Annotated in this window: 16 protein-coding genes and 1 pseudogene; 3 read left to right on the forward strand and 14 right to left on the reverse strand. The window is 39.7% G+C overall.

Annotated features, from left to right (window positions below):
• Positions 1 to 58: 58 nt before the first annotated feature.
• The 10 genes from QQS39_RS04155 to sfsA form a co-directional block, all read right to left on the reverse strand.
• A complete protein-coding gene (locus tag QQS39_RS04155; RefSeq protein WP_151434387.1) occupies positions 59 to 1,615 on the reverse strand; it encodes an MASE1 domain-containing sensor histidine kinase in 1,557 nt (518 codons plus the stop codon).
• A 1-nt stretch (position 1,616) separates the two neighbouring features.
• Positions 1,617 to 2,249 carry a response regulator transcription factor gene (locus QQS39_RS04160; RefSeq protein ID WP_151434388.1) on the reverse strand — a complete coding sequence of 211 codons (633 nt, stop codon included), beginning with the start codon at positions 2,247 to 2,249 and terminating at the stop codon, positions 1,617 to 1,619.
• A 233-nt stretch (positions 2,250 to 2,482) separates the two neighbouring features.
• Entirely contained in the window at positions 2,483 to 2,863 is a 381-nt protein-coding gene (panD, locus tag QQS39_RS04165; RefSeq protein WP_064719124.1) for an aspartate 1-decarboxylase, read from the reverse strand.
• A gap of 32 nt (positions 2,864 to 2,895) precedes the next feature.
• Positions 2,896 to 3,747, reverse strand: a complete 852-nt coding sequence (gene panC, locus QQS39_RS04170) for a pantoate--beta-alanine ligase (RefSeq protein ID WP_285805440.1) — start codon at positions 3,745 to 3,747, stop codon at positions 2,896 to 2,898.
• Between the two features lie 42 nt (positions 3,748 to 3,789).
• Positions 3,790 to 4,581, reverse strand: coding sequence for a 3-methyl-2-oxobutanoate hydroxymethyltransferase (gene panB / locus QQS39_RS04175; RefSeq protein WP_151434390.1), 792 nt, complete (start codon positions 4,579 to 4,581; stop codon positions 3,790 to 3,792).
• Between the two features lie 358 nt (positions 4,582 to 4,939).
• Entirely contained in the window at positions 4,940 to 5,434 is a 495-nt protein-coding gene (gene folK, locus QQS39_RS04180; protein WP_151434391.1) for a 2-amino-4-hydroxy-6-hydroxymethyldihydropteridine diphosphokinase, read from the reverse strand.
• Positions 5,427 to 6,980 carry a polynucleotide adenylyltransferase PcnB gene (gene pcnB, locus QQS39_RS04185; protein WP_432711555.1) on the reverse strand — a complete coding sequence of 518 codons (1,554 nt, stop codon included), beginning with the start codon at positions 6,978 to 6,980 and terminating at the stop codon, positions 5,427 to 5,429. Before pcnB ends, folK begins: the two co-directional genes overlap by 8 nt.
• Positions 6,981 to 7,070: 90 nt before the next feature.
• The gene (gene gluQRS / locus QQS39_RS04190) at positions 7,071 to 7,982 is read right to left on the reverse strand and encodes a tRNA glutamyl-Q(34) synthetase GluQRS (RefSeq protein WP_151434393.1); all 912 of its coding nucleotides are present in this window, start codon (positions 7,980 to 7,982) and stop codon (positions 7,071 to 7,073) included.
• Between the two features lie 53 nt (positions 7,983 to 8,035).
• Complete coding sequence (dksA, locus tag QQS39_RS04195) at positions 8,036 to 8,491, reverse strand: RNA polymerase-binding protein DksA (RefSeq protein ID WP_023580786.1); 456 nt, start codon at positions 8,489 to 8,491, stop codon at positions 8,036 to 8,038.
• Between the two features lie 207 nt (positions 8,492 to 8,698).
• On the reverse strand, positions 8,699 to 9,409 hold the full coding sequence (gene sfsA / locus QQS39_RS04200; RefSeq protein WP_285805442.1) for a DNA/RNA nuclease SfsA: 711 nt from the start codon (positions 9,407 to 9,409) through the stop codon (positions 8,699 to 8,701).
• 85 nt (positions 9,410 to 9,494) lie between these two features.
• On the opposite strand from sfsA, the gene hrpB reads away from it, so the two are divergent.
• Positions 9,495 to 11,927 (forward strand): ATP-dependent helicase HrpB, encoded by a 2,433-nt coding sequence (gene hrpB / locus QQS39_RS04205; RefSeq protein ID WP_285805443.1) that lies wholly within the window; start codon positions 9,495 to 9,497, stop codon positions 11,925 to 11,927.
• A gap of 137 nt (positions 11,928 to 12,064) precedes the next feature.
• Positions 12,065 to 14,377: pseudogene (mrcB, locus tag QQS39_RS04210) on the forward strand (bifunctional glycosyl transferase/transpeptidase); the annotation flags it as partial.
• Positions 14,378 to 14,437: 60 nt separating this feature from the next.
• On the opposite strand, the gene QQS39_RS04215 reads toward mrcB, so the two are convergent.
• The 4 genes from QQS39_RS04215 to hemL form a co-directional block, all read right to left on the reverse strand.
• Positions 14,438 to 15,460 (reverse strand): type II toxin-antitoxin system HipA family toxin, encoded by a 1,023-nt coding sequence (locus tag QQS39_RS04215; protein ID WP_285805444.1) that lies wholly within the window; start codon positions 15,458 to 15,460, stop codon positions 14,438 to 14,440.
• Complete coding sequence (locus tag QQS39_RS04220; protein ID WP_151434398.1) at positions 15,457 to 15,768, reverse strand: HipA N-terminal domain-containing protein; 312 nt, start codon at positions 15,766 to 15,768, stop codon at positions 15,457 to 15,459. Before QQS39_RS04220 ends, QQS39_RS04215 begins: the two co-directional genes overlap by 4 nt.
• Complete coding sequence (locus QQS39_RS04225) at positions 15,753 to 16,103, reverse strand: XRE family transcriptional regulator (protein ID WP_285805445.1); 351 nt, start codon at positions 16,101 to 16,103, stop codon at positions 15,753 to 15,755. The genes QQS39_RS04220 and QQS39_RS04225 overlap by 16 nt, the downstream gene beginning before the upstream one ends.
• Before the next feature lie 310 nt (positions 16,104 to 16,413).
• Complete coding sequence (gene hemL / locus QQS39_RS04230) at positions 16,414 to 17,700, reverse strand: glutamate-1-semialdehyde 2,1-aminomutase (RefSeq protein ID WP_151434400.1); 1,287 nt, start codon at positions 17,698 to 17,700, stop codon at positions 16,414 to 16,416.
• A 275-nt stretch (positions 17,701 to 17,975) separates the two neighbouring features.
• On the opposite strand from hemL, the gene erpA reads away from it, so the two are divergent.
• Positions 17,976 to 18,320: an iron-sulfur cluster insertion protein ErpA gene (erpA, locus tag QQS39_RS04235; RefSeq protein ID WP_006534944.1), complete on the forward strand. Its 345-nt coding sequence runs from the start codon at positions 17,976 to 17,978 to the stop codon at positions 18,318 to 18,320.
• The last annotated feature ends 581 nt before the right edge of the window (positions 18,321 to 18,901 follow it).

Below are 18,901 nucleotides of genomic sequence, written 5' to 3' on the forward strand. Positions count from 1 at the left end.
GTAAAAAAAATGTCGCGAAAAAGAATGAGATAAGGTTGTAGATGACTAAGACTTATTCTTAGTTTTCACTGTTTTCTTTTGAATTTGTGGGTAAGTTAACAATTATTTTCGTGCCGTGATGGTTTACCACTTCCCATTCTCCACCTAAAGCGCGAATGCGTTCTTCTATGCCGCGCAATCCAAAGCCACTACTTTGTTGTGTTGATAATGATGTGGGTAACATACCAATGCCATTATCACTAATCATCAGCCGTAATCGATTTTGGTTTTGAGTCAGTGAGATTTGGATATAGGTTGCATTAGCATGTTTACTAATGTTGTTTAACAGCTCTTGAACTAAACGGTAGAGGGTAAAAATAATGGTTTCGTTTTCAGGCTCTTTATCTAACGAGTAATTAAAATGACAGGTAATGCCGTTGTCATCAAAAGCAAATTCATTGATTAAATGATGAAGAGCTTTTTCAAGCGACATTTCCTCTAAAACAGGAGGACGTAATTGTCGGAGTAGTTGACGTGTAGATTGATGGATTTGTAGCGCTAGCCGTTCGATTTGTTCCCCTGTTTGACGAGTCTTATCATTATCAGCCATCTTTTTCACTAACATGGATTGAATTTGGATGGCGGTAATATTTTGTCCAATTTCATCATGTAATTCACGGGCAATGGCTTTTTTTACATCCTCTTCTGTATGAACAAGTTGCTCCATGAGTTCGCGTCTGGCTTGAAGTTCTTGCTCTAAGCGTAGCCGATAATGACGTAAATTATGTGCTAATTGTTGTTGGCGACTTATCGCTATTCCTAAGCCAATACCAATAATAGCTTGTGTGGTTAAGAACATTTCTAATTCACGTAAGTCATTAAACGCGCCATTAACTTGGCGAGCAAACGTAATGATCAAACTGCCTAATATTGCGGATAATACGCCGCCTTGCCAGCCATAACGATACGCCATAAATACATTAGGGATAAAAACAAGAATAACTAATAAGCGTTCTATTTCGGGGGTTAAGAAAAACTGTGCGCTTAGCCCGATAAGGCAAAATAGAAATCCCCACATTAATAATGATGTTCTTAATGGTGGTTCGAGTGTACCGTCAGAAACTAAAGCGCGACTTTGTAATTCGCGTAGATATTCATAAAGTAAAAAAACAAAAGGGGCGAGTAATATGCCACCAGTAACGGATGTCAGGAAAATACCGCTGGTGGTATTAATCACAAAACCAAGAATAAAGGCTTGTAGCAGGCTATTAAAGCCAACAGCACCAATTAATAGGGTTAAGCGTTGCCAATAAAGAGGATATCGCCACCAAATACGCTGAACTTCTAGCGCGACAACAAGGCTTAGTATTGGTGAGAGATAAATAATGAAGTGGGTAATTAATTGCTCTTGCGCTAACCAGTAATAAAGCCCCCATTCTGCAAATAACATCGGTAGCCAAAAGCGACGCCAGAGTAAAATTATTAGGGCTAATCGCAGACCTTGAGGTAAGAAAAGAGCTGCTTGTTGCCCGTTTTGACTTAAATAGAAACCAATCACCCAAAGTGATAGCCAAAGTAAAGAGTAGGTGAGTAATAAAAAGAGGGATTGAAGGAGAAAACGCAGCCCTCTTTTCATTTTACAACGAGCCTGTGATCAACTGATTTTTTAAGGCGAAATGGACTAAATCGATAGTGGTTTCACAGCTTAATTTGCCAAGCACATTGGCACGATGAACGTGAACGGTTTTGTGGCTAAGGTTAAGTTGTACCGCAATCGTTTTGACGTTAACGCCTTGAACTAAAAGATTGAAAATCTCTCTTTCGCGTGGTGTTAACGTATATAGCGCATCTTCTTTTTCAGGTGTTTGTCGTAACGCTTTCATGGCATCAGAGCAGAGATAACAGCCACCTTGATGTACAGCACGTACAGCTTGTACTAATTCTTCAGGGCCACAACGTTTGGTTAAATAGCCACGAGCGCCGGAGTCTAGCGCGCTTTGAACAAAAGCGGGCGTATCGTAAATACTTAAAATAATGGTGCGAAAATCAGGACGTTTTTGTTTTAAACGACTTTGCAGCTGTAGACCACTTTCGCCGGGCATAGAGAGATCCATAACGGCAATATCAATATCATCACGGACTAAATAAGGCCATGCTTCTTGCCCATTAGAATATTCACCAACGATATGAATATCGGGTTCTAGCATTAAAAGCTGTGCAAATCCAGAACGCACAACAATGTGATCATCTACTAAAGCAACTTTTATCATAATTTTTTATTAGTCAGAGAGTAGTCAGACAATACTTATATGATTTATAACAAGCTACAGAAAGATAAGCGAGGAAAAATGGAGAAGAAACTCAGTTTTGAATCTGATATCTCGTTTTTATCGAGGTGAATCGTGACAAGCAAATAATAACAATGGGTTATTTATTGTTCTTGTTAATTATTTCCCATAAGCAGGGAACCTCTGCTTATGGGAAGTGGGCAATATTTTATTGATTACGCAACTTGAACGGGCACCGCTTTAGCAATGCGCTTCATTTCATTGTTATCTTCAAAATAAGCAATATTAGGTTTATGGCTACGCGCATCACTATCAGGAATTTGTACATAAGAGCAAATAATTAAGCGATCGCCAACGGCAGCACGACGAGCGGCAGCACCATTAACAGAAATAATTCGTGAACCTCTTTCTGCACAAATGGCATAGGTTGAAAAACGTTCACCATTATCAACGTTATAAATATCAATCGCTTCATTTTCAAGAATGCCTGCGGCATCCATAAAATCCTGATCAATCGCGCAAGAGCCTTCATAATGAAGATCGGCTTGTGTCACTTTTACGCGATGGAGCTTGCCTTGTAACATTGTGCGTAGCATTGTTGTGTTTCCTATTGTTTTAATAATGAAGATTAAACCAGGTCAACTTGTTGGTTATCAATTAAGCGTGTATTACCCAGCCATGCCGCCATTAGAATAACAGCACGTCGGCTATCTTCATTTAGAGGGCTTAGAGTATCCGCGTCACAAATAAAGCATTCATCTGCACGAAAACCTTGCTGCTCTAAGGTGCTTTTTGCATTTTGCAGTAGCTGATTAACATCATGATTACCTGACTTTAATTGCTCTGCGATTTCTTGCATCGCTTGATAAAGCGCAGGGGCTTGTTGTTTTTCGTTGTCGGATAATAGGCGATTGCGCGAACTGAGCGCTAAACCATTGTTGTCACGTACGATAGCAACAGGAACGATGCTGATATCCATACATAAATCGCTTACCATTTTTTTGATAATTTGCAGTTGTTGGAAGTCTTTTTCACCAAACATCGCAATATCAGGTTGTACAAGGTTAAAAAGCTTACTGACCACTGTCGTGACACCACGGAAATGACCTGGGCGGCTTGCACCTTCTAATACGGTAGATAATACAGGTACATCAACCGTTGTTTGATTTTCCATACCATGTGGGTACATCTCTTTCGCTGAAGGTGCAAAGATAATATCGACATGTTTATCACGCAATAATTCGCAATCTTCTTGTAAAGTGCGAGGGTAGTTTGCTAAATCCGCTTCTCTATCAAATTGAAGCGGGTTAACAAAAATAGAAGCTATCACAACATCTGCATGAATACGGGCTTCTTCAATTAATTTTAGGTGACCTTCATGCAGATTACCCATTGTTGGAACCAATGCAATGCGTTTACCTTCTTGCTTTAATCGCTTGATTTCTCTGCGTAAGATAAGCGTAGTTTCAATAATTAGCACAGCGTGACTCCTTTAAAAAATATTGATAATTAGGATAATAAATTAGTTAAATGAATGTTTTTCTTCGGGAAACAGACCTTGTTCAACTTGTTGAACATAAAGGCTAACAGCCCCTTTTAATGAACCTGCTTCTTGTAAAAAATCTTTTGAGAACTTAGGCGCTTGAGGGGTTAAGCCTAATAAGTCATGCATCACAAGAATTTGTCCATCTGTGACATTACCTGCCCCAATACCAATAACAGGCATCGTTAATACGTCTGTAATCGCCTTAGCCAGAGTTATAGGAACACATTCTAATACCGCCAGTTGAGCGCCTGCATTTTCAAGTGATATCGCATCTTGTTTTAATTGTTCTGCCGCTGCAAAGTCTCTGCCTTGAACTTTATAACCACCAAAAACATTAACGGATTGTGGTGTTAATCCTAAATGAATACAGACCGGAACAGCACGTTCAGTGAGCATTTTTACTGTTGGAATTAACCAGCTACCACCTTCAATTTTCACCATGTTAGCCCCAGCTTGCATCAGAATACTGGCATTAAGGCAAGCTTGCTCAGGTGTTGAATAAGACATAAAGGGCATATCAGCAATTAAGAAGGCATTAGGTGCGCCAGCTCTTACACAACGAGTGTGATAGGCAATTTGCTCAACAGTCACGGGTAACGTGCTGTTATGACCTTGTAGTGTCATTCCTAATGAATCACCAATCAACATGACTTGAATACCTTCTTGTGCAAAAAGGCGAGCAAAACTTGCATCATAAGCGGTGATTGTGGCGAATTTTTTCTTTTCTTGCTTATAGCTGTTCAGCGTTGAAAGCGTAGTGGGTTTCATTGCAACAAGCTCCATTATTGTCATTTTTGTGTGTAGATAAAATTAATTACTTCACATAATTATTTGTTTATTAAAGGAAATAGTCGATTATCAAAATAAAGCTACTTTCGATTGTAGCATTTAAGGACTAAAAACGAAGAAAAAGTAATTAAATGAGTAATGAAAAATAACAAATGATAATTTTTATTTATATTTATCAATTGATTACATATGAAAAATAAATATAAAAAAGTTTGAAAATTGAGGCGCAGAGGTGGGTTTGAAAACTCGAAGGAAAGTAACAGCGAAGAGACAGGCTGATACTGTTTATGTTTTTTACAGTATCAACCTTTAGCATTAAGGGCGTATTAGTGTGAAATTACCACTTTTCCATGCCATTTTCAGGCACTAACGCCAATCTATCTGCTAATAACTCGCCATCAGGAAAGCGAAGATCGGGGGCTAATTCAGCTAATGGATAAAGCATAAATTCACGTACTTTAAGCCCGTAATGAGGTACGGTTAATCGCTCGGTTTGGATCACGTCATCACCAAATAACATAATATCAAGATCAAGCGTTCTTGGACCCCAACGGTTGCCTTCTTTCCTAACACGACCTTGCGCTAATTCAATCGCTTGTGTGTTATTTAGCAACTCTTCTGGTGCTAAGGTTGTATCAACCGCAACAGCAACATTGAGGTAATCAGGCTGATCTTGTGGTCCCATTGGGCGAGTACGATACCAAGATGATTGTGCAATCAATGTTGTTTGTGGGATCTCACTGATTGCCTTAATCGCTGAATTCACCTGATTTTCAGGTGAATCTAAATTACTTCCCAAAATGATATAAACACGTTTTTTCTGTTTATTCATTGGTGCTCTCTTGTCTAGATGCTGGTTTTGCACTTGGATGACGAGGGCGTTTACGTGGACGTGGACGTCTGCGAACCGGTGCTTGCCCTAATTCAGAGACCATTGAGCGTTGTTGCGTGTTGTTAGAGGCTTGGAAATTAGCCCACCAGCTTGCTAACGCTTGAAGCTCTGGATTGCGTTGTACATTGGCACGTAATTCCAGTAAATCGAATGCAGCACGGAATTTAGGGTGCTCAAGTAATTTATTCGCACGACGACCTTGGCGTTTAGGTAAACGTTGCTGTAATTGCCAGATATCACGCATTGTTGTGGTAATGCGTTTTGGTATCGCAATAGTACGGCATTGTTCATCTAAAATATCGTTCATCGCCATAGAGAAAGAGTCATAGTAAGAAAGACCACTTTCTTGAACTAATTTTTCAGCATGTTCAATTAATGGATACCACAACATCGCCGCAAATAAGAACGCTGGATTGACTCGCATCTCTTTATTGATACGGTAGTCCGTATTTTTGAGAACTTGATCTAACATTCTCTCCATTGGCGTATCATGTTGCTCTGTCATTTTAGATGCAATCAGCGGAAACAGCGGCTCCAGTAATTGATGACGGCACATTAACTTGTAAGTGTTGTATCCTTGCCCTGTTTGTAATAATTTCAGCGATTCTTCAAAAAGACGAGCCGATGGAATATTACGTAACAAAGGAGCAAGTCTGGCAATTGGCTCTGCGGTTTCTGGCGCTATTTGCATATCCAATTTACTTGCAAAGCGAATCGCTCTGAGCATTCTGACGGGATCTTCGCGATAGCGCGTTTCAGGATCGCCAATTAAGCGAATAATACCCGCTTTCAGATCCGCTAAACCGCCAACGTAATCACGTACAGCAAAATCATCAACACCGTAATAGAGGCTGTTTAATGTAAAGTCGCGACGGATGGCATCTTCTTCAATAGAGCCAAAAATATTGTCGCGCAGTAACATGCCGCTTTGTGCTTGCTGGGATTGGTTGTTGTCTGAAACTTCATGATCTTCATGAGAGCCACGGAAAGTCGCAACTTCAATCACTTCAGGGCCAAACATAATATGAGCAAGACGGAAACGACGACCGACTAAACGGCTGTTACGGAATAATCGACGTACATCTTCAGGTGTTGCATTAGTGGCAATATCAAAATCTTTTGGTTTTTTTCCCAGTAATAAGTCACGGACACCGCCACCAACTAAATAAGCCTGAAAGCCAGAGTTATTTAGGCGATAAAGCACTTTTAATGCATTATCACTGATGTCTTTACGTGAAATTGGGTGTTGATCTCTTGGGATCACAGTCATTGGCAAATCACTCCCGTTCGCCTTTTCTTTATTACTCTTTTTTTTACGGGGGCGGTCTGCGGATATAGCAGGACGCCGACGCACAGGTTTCTGTGTTTCTTGTATTGGTCGGTCAGAAGCAGTGACTGGCCTTTCACTCGCTACCGGTTGTGTGTCTGATGACGTTGTTTGTCGCCCTAGCAGATTACGGCAGAAATGTGCTACTCGATTAAAAATATGACACCTCGAATAATAAATTCTAATAATTAAAAAATTAAGCGGCTAATCATAGCCTACTGAACATTTTTTGAGAATGCTTTGTGTGGTTTATTCATACCCTTGTTGCTGATGATTTTGTTTTAAAATCTCAGAAGGTGACCACTGCGCTATCGCAATCTCCAACAATGATGCTAACGAATAATCTTGCCAACCCGCAATAATAGGCTGATTAAGAAAGCGTAAAGCATCGATAATGACGGGTCTTGGATCAGTATCTGGCAACGCATTTGCGTGATTTTGTTTTGATAATTTATTACCGTCATGATTTATTGCTAAGGGTAAATGAGCATAACGCGGAATAGGTAAATTCAGTTGTTTATGTAAACTGATCTGCCGCAACGTGGGATCAAGTAGATCGGCACCTCTAACAACTTCAGTTACACCCTGATAACTATCATCAATCACTGTCACTAGATTATACGCAAATAAGTTATTTTTTCTGTGAATAATCATATCTTCTAACACGATAGACGTACTCTTTGAATAATATGTACCTTGAATGACATCTTCAAAATGATAAACAGGATGCTGTTGGATCAGCCTCCATGCACTTTCTTTATCAAAAGGCGTAACATTATTTGTGAGCGGCTCGCGATGACGACAGTGGTTATCATACACGCCCCCTAAATCATGTAAACGATGACGGCTACAATGACAGTGATAGCAAACACCTTCTTTCCAAAGAGTGTGTAAAACTTCACGATAAGCATCATGGCGTTGCGATTGATAGAGGATCTCTTCATCCCAGAACAAACCATAATGTTCTAATGTACGAATAATTTGGAATGCCGTGCCAGGAGGTTCTCTAAGAGGGTCGATATCATCGATGCGCAGAAGCCAACGCCCATGGTATGCGCGAGCTTGAAGATAACTGCCGAGTGCAGTAACCAAGGAGCCAAAATGAAGTTGACCCGTTGGCGATGGCGCAAAGCGCCCAATATAGTCTGTAATCTCGTGCATCGAAAGATTCAGATTAACGCCTCAACGTATTAGGCTGAGGCGTTTGCTCATTATTAGCCAGCCATCTGTTTTTCACGGATTTCAGCTAATGTCTTACAGTCGATACATAAATCGGCTGTAGGACGAGCTTCTAAACGGCGAATGCCGATTTCCACTCCACAAGATTCACAGAAACCAAAGTCATCATCTTCGACTTTTTTCAGTGTTTTCTCGATTTTCTTAATGAGTTTACGTTCACGATCACGGTTACGCAGCTCAAGACTGAATTCTTCTTCTTGTGCAGCACGGTCAACGGGATCTGGGAAGTTTGCCGCCTCATCTTGCATATGAGTAACGGTGCGGTTGACTTCATCCCTGAGCTGATTGCGCCAAGATTCAAGTATTAGCTTAAAATGCGCTAATTGGGCTTCGTTCATGTACTCTTCGCCCGCTTTTTCCTGATATGGCTCAACGCCAGCAATAGCGAGAATGCTCATGGACGATGTTTTACGCTTTTGCCCTTCTTGCATAATGCTTCTCCTACATACGCATTTCTGAATAATCCCCACCTTCAAAACAGGAAGGGGAAAAAATAGGGCGCTATAAATAGCAGATGCCCGCGAGGATAGCAATTATTCCTTTAATAAGTTTTCTCATGGTGTGAAGGCACGCAAGTAAATGTCCCTTTTTAGTTAAAAAATACTTAACTAATACTTAACTAAAGCCATGAAAATCAATTAACCATTTGAAATAAAAGGTAATTGCTGTCCAATTGTTAAATTGTATTCACTAATATTGATGCGATAACACAAGATTTCAACCCCTGCATCACTTGCATCTTTTAGCAGTGAAGCATAGTTAGGGTCAATCTCTTTAGCAACAGTCACTTCCGTAATCCCAGTATGGGGAACTGCGTAGAATAAGACAGCCCTTAAACCCAATTTTGCGATAGCGGTCAACTCTCGAAGATGTTTCTGACCTCGTTCTGTCTTTGCATCAGGGAAATAGCCCATACCGTTGTCGAGTAAGGTGACTGACTTCACTTCAATATAACAGTCAACTTTATGATTTGATTTAAGTAAAATGTCAATACGACTGTTCTCACTACCGTATTTCACTTCTCGTTTTATCTCGTCATACTCAGATAATTCTGGAATATCACCCGCCTCAATAGCATCAGCTATAATCCCATTCGCTCTTAAGGTATTTACACAAATCCAATCATCGGTTTGAGTTTGAGTCAGTTCCCAACTGTGCGGGTATTTTCTTTTTGCGTTTGAAGAGGTGGAGTACCAAACTGTATCACCGGGCGTCGCACATCCCGTCATTGCTCCTGTGTTGGCGCAATGGAGCGTGAATTCTTCCCCATTTGGGGTGACAACGTCTGCTAAAAAACGCTTATATCGTTTTAGTAAAGTGGCGGATTGTAGCGGTTGCTCAAATTTCATAATGACTCCGATGAAAATACGACCTTTAATAAAGCGCTAATGCTACAATGCCTAGCCAAAAAAGTTAATGAGCCATGGAGCCTGTGTGCATTTATTGCCAATCTTTGATGTAACAGAAAATATCGTTACTGCGTTAAAACAATTCCCACAAGTTTTGCTTCATGCACCCACAGGTGCAGGTAAATCAACGGCGCTTCCCCTCTATTTACTTCAGCAGAACCTTTTTGATGGCAAAATTATTTTATTAGAGCCAAGACGAATTGCTGCCAAAAGTATTGCTTATCGTTTAGCCAATCAACTAAATGAAGAAGTTGGTAATACGGTGGGTTATCGAATGAAAGCGGAAAGCAAAGTTAGCTCAAAAACTCGACTTGAAGTGGTAACAGAAGGGGTATTAAACCGGATGTTACAGCAAGATCCTGAGTTGTCTGGCGTAAGCCTTGTGATTTTAGATGAATTTCATGAACGCAGTTTACAAGCAGATTTAGCGCTGGCGCTATTGCTCGATGTACAGATGGGATTACGTGATGATTTGCGTGTTTTGATTATGTCCGCAACATTAGATAATCAAAAGCTCACGGCATTATTGCCTGATGCACCTATGATCAGCGCCGAAGGTCGTAGTTATCCCGTCGAAAGAGCCTATTTTCCTATCAATCCGCATCAACCCTTTGAACAAGAGATTGCCACCATGGCATTGCGATTATTGGCGCAAGAAGCTGGCTCTATGTTGATATTCTTGCCGGGTAGTGCCGAAATTGTGCGTGTTGCAGACATTCTAAAAGATAAAGTGGATGACAATGTTTTGTTATTTCCTCTTTATGGTGCGCTTTCATTGGCTGAGCAACAAAAAGCGATTGAACCGACTGAAAAAGGTTATCGGAAAGTCGTTCTTGCGACCAATATCGCAGAAACGAGTCTTACCATTGAAGGAATTCGTTTAGTCCTTGATAGTGCTATTGAAAAACGCGCTCAATTTGATTTGAAAAGTGGTGTCACTAGTTTATTGCGTCAAAGAATTAGCCAATCATCACAAACACAAAGAGCAGGGCGAGCAGGGCGTCTTGAGGCAGGCATTTGCTGGCATTTAATAAGCCAAGAACAGGCAGAGCGCGTTGCTTCTCACCAAATACCCGAAATTTTAGCTAGTGATTTATCGTCGTTGTGGCTTTCTGTTTTGCAGTGGGGATGTCGTGACATTAATCAATTGAGTTGGTTGGATACGCCAACACCACAAGCATTACATGCCGCTAAAGACTTATTGCATCGTTTAGGTGCGATAGATAAACAAGGTGGATTAACACCACGAGGTTCACGCATGGCGCAATGGGGTATAGAGCCTCGATTAGCGGCAATTTTGGATTATGCAAGTGAGCAAAGTGATAATCATCTTGCGACGGCTGCACGTTTATGTGCAATTTTAGAAGAGCCACCGCGAGGACAAGAAATTAATCTAGAGTGGATTGCTCAACAAAAAAACATCTTTTGGTCGCGACGTGAAAAACAGCTTTCTCAACATGGTAAAGGGATGTTCTGCCCTGAATTGCTAGGTTTATTATTAGCCGTTGGATTTCCTGATAGGATTGCTAAAAATCGTGATAATCAAGGGCGTTTTCGTTTAGCAAATGGGCAAGGTGCAATGATGGATGACAGGCACTCAATAAGTGATACACCGTGGATCTTAGCGCCATTATTACTACAAAATGCACATTATGCTGATGTGCGCATTTTATTGGCTCTACCTATTGATATCGATGAAATATCAGCTACTTTTCCTGAGCTAATTGAAAATAATACCACGGTTGAATGGGATGAAAAACGGGGTACATTGGTTGCATGGCAACAACGCCAATTAGGGCGATTAACCATAAGCCAGCGCCAATTAGACAAACCCAATAAACAGCAAATGCAACAAGCATTATTAAATTGGCTGAGAGATAACGGTTTAAATGCTTTAGCCCTTAGTGAAGAGACTCAACAGCTTTTTATTCGTCTTGCTTTAGCGAAAAAATGGTGTCCTGAGGTCTTATTACCTGATTTAGCCGAAGCTGTGTTACTTGAAACTTTAGAAACATGGCTTTTGCCTGAACTTGGAGAAGTTCAGACATTAAAAGCATTACAACAAATTGATATTAATACGATTATTAAAAATCAATTAACATGGCATGAAAATCAGTTGCTTCAAAGCTTATTTCCGACGCATTATTTGGCGCCGACAGGTACAAAAGTGATTATCAATTATGATTTGGCATTGCCACCTGTGATTGCTATTCGTATTCAAGAAGTTTATGGCGAACAACAAAGCCCTATTATTGCGAATGGTCAATTGCCTGTGATCATGGAATTATTGTCACCAGCCCATCGTCCTATCCAAAAAACGCAAGATTTGGCGACATTTTGGGCAGGAAGCTATAAAGAGGTACAAAAAGAGATGAAAGGGCGCTATCCCAAGCATTTATGGCCTGATGATCCAGCAAATACGGCACCGACTCGGCGAGTGAAAAAATATAGCCAATAAATGAATATTCGTTTTACCCCAGATTGATATGCTCTAGTTTTATTCATATTTGAGAGCTTTCTTGTGGGATAACACAGAAAAATAGTGACAATGTTAGGCTTCTTTATCCCGTGATAAAGGGGTTTTAATGAGAGATACAGTTCATGAGTAGAAAGAAAAGACCAGCAAAACAAACCAAAAGAGGTCGTTCTTGGTTTTGGTTATTTGTCAAAATCGCCATTGTAGTTGCGGTTTTAATGGGTATTTATGGTGTTTATTTACATTCTCAAATCAAAGAGCGCCTTGATGGCAATGTTTGGGAATTGCCTGCTGCGGTTTACGGACGTACCGTTAACTTAGAACCGGGTATGAATTATAGCCAAAAAGAGATGGTGAGCTTACTTGAGGGTATGCAATACCGCAATGTTAACAAAATCACTCGTCCTGGCGAATTTGTGGTAAGAGGCAACGCAATTGAAATGTTGCGCAGACCTTTCGATTTCCCTGATGGTCGTGAAGAACAAATTTTAGCTAAATTGTCCTTTGAGCAGAATTCACTGGTTAGTATTACTAACATGGATAATCAGCGGCAGTTTGGTTTTTTCCGTCTTGATCCTAAGTTAATCACCATGATGCAATCTGCAAATGGTGAGCAACGTTTATTCTTAGCAAGAGATAAATTCCCACAATTATTAGTGGATACATTAATTGCTACAGAAGATCGCCGTTTCTATGAGCACGACGGTATTAGCTTTTATTCAATTGGGCGGGCGGTATTAGCAAACTTTACTGCGGGTAAAGCAGTTCAAGGCGGGAGTACCTTAACGCAACAGTTAGTGAAAAACCTATTTTTGACTAACGAAAGAACGTTAAAAAGAAAGCTTAATGAAGCCTATATGGCAATCATTATGGATGCGAGTTATAGCAAAGATCGTATTTTAGAGCTGTATCTTAATGAGGTTTTTTTAGGGCAAAGTGGTGATGAACAAATTCGGGGCTTCCCTTTAGCTAGCCTCTATTATTTTGGTCGTCCCGTTGATGAATTAAGCCTTGATCAGCAAGCGCTTTTAGTAGGTATGGTTAAAGGTGCATCAGCTTATAACCCATGGCGTAACCCTAAAGCTGCGTTAGAGCGTCGTAATGTCGTATTAAAACTGCTGCAAACCCAAGAGATAATCGACCAAGAGCTTTACAATGTGCTTAGTGCGCGTCCTTTAGGTGTGAAGCCCCGCAGTGAAGCGTTAACGCCTCAACCTGCGTTTATGCAATTGGTTCGCCAAGAGTTACAAACAACCCTAGGCGATAAAGTGAAAGATTTATCGGGTACGAAAATTTTCACCACATTAGATCCTGTCTCGCAAGATGCGGCTGAAAAAGCCGTTGAAGTGGGTGTTGCGGATATACGTAAAGTTCGCAAAATTGACGATCTAGAAGGGGCGATGGTTGTTGTAGATCGCTTAAGTGGTGAAGTGAGAGCATTAGTCGGTGGTTCTCAGCCACAATATGCGGGCTTTAACCGTGCATTATCGGCTCGTCGTTCTATCGGCTCTTTGGCAAAACCAGCCACATATTTAACGGCATTAAGTGAGCCTGATCGTTTTCGTTTAAATACTTGGCTTGCGGACGAACCTATTTCAGTGCCTATTCCGGGAGGCAAACCTTGGCAACCACGTAACTACGATCGCGGTTATAAAGGCAAATTAATGCTGGTGGATGCATTAGCAACATCACGTAATGTTCCTACCGTTAATCTTGGTTTAGAAGTCGGGTTAGATCGAGTCATCCAAACTTGGATTAACTTAGGCGCCCCAGCGGAAAATTTAGAAAAAGTACCAGCGATGCTATTAGGCGCATTAAACTTAACGCCAATGGAAGTGGCTCAAACCTTCCAAACAATTGGTAGTTTAGGTAATCGTGCAAAACTATCATCATTGCGTTCTGTTATTGCCCAAGATGGTACGGTGCTTTATCAAAGCTATCCTCAAGCGGAGACCACAGTTTCACCTCAAGCGGCTTATATGACGCTATTTGGTATGCAACAAGTGGTGAATTCAGGAACAGCATGGCGTGTATTAAAACCGAAATTTGGTAATTACAACCTTGCAGGTAAAACAGGTACGACAAACGATCTCCGCGATAGTTGGTTTGCGGGGATTGATGGCAAGGAAGTGACGATTTCATGGATGGGACGCGATAATAATGGCCCAACGAACTTAACCGGTTCAACAGGGGCATTGTTGCTGTATCGTAACTATTTAGAAAATCAGGCACCGCTGAAATTAAACCCGCCAGCACCAGATGATATCGCTGAAATGTCAGTAGATGCACAAGGTAACTTTGCTTGTTATGGCGGTGGTGTTCGTACTCTACCTGTATGGACATCAAATCCAGATGGATTGTGTACGCCTATTCAGCAAGATACTGATGAAAGTGGCGCACCAAAGTGGTTACAAGATCTGTTTTCTGAATAAGTGAGCACGTCAGTTAGATAAAATAAAAACGGCATGTAAGTGCCGTTTATTTTTTTGTTTTTATAGCGTAGTTATTTTGAGTAAGTTTATTCTTCTTGCTACATAAGCTAAGACTAATTCTCTTTGTTCTTTGGGCATATGACTTTCATTATATGTATCAATAATGAGTTGGTGACTATTTATAATATCGCCTAGCCATTTTTGAGCAAGCTTAAGGTTAATATCAATATTTTCCGCCAGTAGAATGAAATCAAACCCAATATACTCACCATATTTTGAATTTAATCCTGGGGCTGTGTCTGTATCGTTTTCTTCTAATGCAAGTAATGGGAGTGCAAGATATTCTATAAATGCCGATGGATAAGGGACTACACTGACAAAATCATAAATTGGCGCTAGTGATGGAGACGCGTTATCAGGTAAAATGATACCCATATTTCTTAAGTGATAATCATTGTTTCCTAAAACATAGGCATAAACGATACGCAGAAAAATATCTCGTTTATTTTTAAGACTATTATCTATATTAGTAATTAAATATTTTGCAGCAGATTCATAGCTAACAGTCTTTTTCCCCTTAGAAAGCCCATATTTATCATTTATCCCCATCGCACCATCTAATTGTTCTTGATGTAATCGAACTGCATCAGAACCAATACGATCATATCGCTTAATAACAAAAGCAAATTCTTCTGGCTTTCCATCTTCTTGTTTAAAACGAAAAAGACCAAATGGTGGAATATCAAATTTTAGCCGTTGCATTACCATCATGGTCGCATGTTCATTTTCAGCGAGATAAGGATATTCTTCAGGTGAAGGTTTGAGGATATAAGTACCGTTATTATTAACGACTTGTAGAATGTTATCTTTTACACATAGTGAGAGTTTTGGCTGATAACCTGAAATACTCATCCCTTTTTGTTGTTCAGGTAATTCTTGAATGAATTGACTACGTGTAAAGGGTAAATTCAGGATCATGTCTATATTGTTAAAAAGAGATTTTATCCCGAGTAGAGAATAGCCTGAATCTAATTCTGATCTTTTTAATTCTTTTAGATTTATTAAACAATTGTTTACATTCATAGGGTTATCTCTCTAAGGACAACTGCCCCTAGTAAGTCATTACCATTGTTCATCAATAGACCAAACAAATCTTTATCATCAATTTTCTGAATTTCAGAGTAACGTTTACGTAACCATCCTTCTGGTGCTAATCCTTTGAAAAAAGGATGTAATTCTTCACACCAATAATGCTCTTTTCTAACCGGCATACTTAAAGATATTGCTCTGCCCTTGTAGTTATCATAATAGTGAAAAATAAACCCATTTTCTTCTTCACTTAAAACACCAGCAGGCTGGTCATAAAGCCAAACTTCTATTTTTCGAGGCATAATTTAAATCCAAGTTCTTTCAATAAAGAATGAAGATTGATCGTTTTTGCCATTAACGGCTTGGCAACTATTCGTTTAAAAGTGGCTATAGATACATCAATTTGCATAGCCATTTCTTCATAGGCAATATCCTGTTTTTTTAGCTCTAATTTGATGATTCTTTTAAGTTCATACTCTTCTAGTGCAAATAGATTAAGTGATTTTTCAGAATTACATATCTCATTGAAATAACAATGGTTATTTAATTTTTGCTTAGAATTTAATTCTAAGAATAGCCTTGTTTTTTCTTCAGCCGATAAATCATCGATTGTCTTCAAAATTTTATTAAGGCTCATTTTTGATACTTTTTCCTGTTTTGATTGTGACGAGAGCATATATTTTCTCTAAAAAACAAATAAAGTATCAAATATGATACTTTAAGCCGTATTTTAAAGTCACTATGACAATAGATGATTAAATTTAACACAATAGTATCAAATATGATACTTTGTTTTGTACTTTAAAGTCATTATGGCAACAATGGGTTGAATTTAATTCAAAGATATCAAAAATGATATTTCTATTGATATTGGATAGAAAAAAGAAATAAAAAGCCAGTCAGTTCACAATTGTGAACTGACTGGCTTTTATAAAGGGATATTTAAACTAGCCTTTCATTTTTCCAAAAGCATATTCTGCTGCATCAATAGTGCGTTGAATATCTTCTTTGGTATGAGCGATAGACATAAAGCCCGCTTCAAATGCAGAAGGTGCAAGGTAGACGCGTTTTTCTAACATTAAGTGGAAGAATTGCTTAAAGCGCTCAACATCACAATTCATCACATCTTGATAGCAAGTTACTTCTTTTGCATCTGTAAAGAACAGACCAAACATACCACCAACATGGTTGATAACCATTGGAATACCAGCTTGTTGTGCTTTTTCAAGTAAACCATCAGCTAGCATTGTGGTTAGTTCATCTAATGTTTGATGAACACCTGGTTGTGAGACTTCGTGTAAGCAGGCTAGACCTGCAGCCATTGCAATAGGGTTACCCGATAAAGTACCAGCTTGATAAACTGGGCCAATTGGCGCGAGTTTAGACATCACTTCCATATGTCCACCAAATGCACCTACAGGCATACCGCCCCCGATGATTTTACCTAAGCACGTTAAGTCAGGATCAACATCGTAATAAGCTTGTGCGCCGCCTAGTGCCACGCGAAAACCGGTCATCACTTCATCAATAATGAGTAAAGCACCAAATTCATCACATAAGGCACGTAAACCCGGTAAGAAGTCCGCTTTTGGTGGAACGCAGTTCATATTGCCTGCAACAGGTTCAACAATGATACAAGCAACTTCATCTGGATAGTTTTCAAATGCTTGGCGTACAGAGTTTAAATCGTTGTAAGTACAAGTTAAGGTGTGTTTGACAAAATCAGCCGGTACGCCCGGTGAATTTGGTTGTCCCATAGTTAATGCACCAGAGCCTGCTTTTACTAATAGGCAGTCCGCATGACCGTGATAACACCCTTCAAATTTAATAATTTTGTCACGACCCGTATAACCACGAGCAAGGCGGATAGCGCTCATTGTGGCTTCTGTGCCTGAGTTCACCATACGAACCATATCCATGGATGGCACTAATTCTGTCACTAGGTTTGCCATTTCAACTTCAGCGGCTGTTGGTGCGCCAAAACTTAGACCTTTTTGTACAGCATCAGTGACTGCATGACGAATGGAAGGGTGATTGTGACCTAAAACCATCGGTCCCCAGGAGCCGACATAGTCAAGGTAAGCTCGTCCATCAACATCATAAATATACGCACCATTAGCACGTTCAATAAAAAGAGGGGTTCCACCTACACCGTTAAATGCTCTAACAGGTGAGTTGACGCCGCCGGGGATCACTTGTTGTGCGAGATTATAAAGCGTTTCAGACTTGCTCATGTCAGACTCCTAATGATGGGTGAGCGTAAGATTAAGGCGTATTCTAAAGCACCGCGCAGATGAAGCCAAATACACGGCAACAAGATTTTGATTTCTCACTGTTATTGTGAGGTCGTGGTTTATCGTAAAAAGTGATAGGTAGCAAAAAGTGTATTTTGTCCACAACAAACTTGAAGGTTATGAGCAGGTATTAGATAATCATCACATTATATCAGCAAATAAGATAAATTTTTGCTGGCTGTTTTTTTGCTGGAATACCCAGTCTGGAGTGAACAATGAGTGATGATATGGCTCTGCCGTTACAATTTACTGACGCGGCTGCAAATAAAGTAAAAGATCTGATTGCAGATGAAGAAAATCCAAATCTGCGTTTACGTGTTTATATCACGGGTGGCGGCTGTAGCGGATTCCAGTATGGTTTTACCTTTGATGATGCAATGAATGAAGGTGATATGACCATAGAAAAACAAGGTGTTGCTTTAGTGGTTGATCCTATGAGCTTGCAGTATTTAGTAGGCGGTTGTGTGGATTATACTGAAGGGTTAGAGGGTTCGCGTTTTATCGTGACTAATCCTAATGCTAAGAGTACCTGTGGTTGCGGCTCTTCTTTCAGTATCTGATCATTCTTTGGCGTCGTGGCTGTGCAGTAGTGCCACGGCGTTAGAGCAGTGCTCGTAATGCTCACATACTAATGTATGCTCCGCTTACTGCGCGCTGTCTGCCTTGTTGCACTACTTGCTCGCTCACGACTTTTTTCTGTGAGAGGTTATTGGTTAACATCTTTTTCTTTTCTTTTCTCTTCTCTTCTTTCTGAGCTTATTTTATAAAATCATTTTGTGAGTGATATTTTTGTTTTTATTTAAATAAATCTTCTGTGATGTGCGAAATTTTAGGTGCGGATTTTTTAATCGTTGTGGGTGAAAATCGTAGCTTGCTTATTATTTTGAAAAATAAGCTATTTTTTCCTTATAAATCAGTGTTGTTACAATTTGAAATAAAATACATATTTTGTTACATATTAAAAATCCATGTACATTAGAACTGACTGTCTTTAGCGAGATTTCAGACATTTTCGAAAGTGAATAATATAAATAAATACACTTGTTTTAAGAAGCGAAAGCAGTAAATATCGCAATGACAATTATTTTACGCTAAGTCACTTATCCTATGAGGATAAAATACTTGTTCTCTCTACTCCTTC

The sequence above is a fragment of the Proteus appendicitidis genome, assembly GCF_030271835.1.
Taxonomy (GTDB): Bacteria; Pseudomonadota; Gammaproteobacteria; order Enterobacterales; family Enterobacteriaceae; genus Proteus; species Proteus appendicitidis.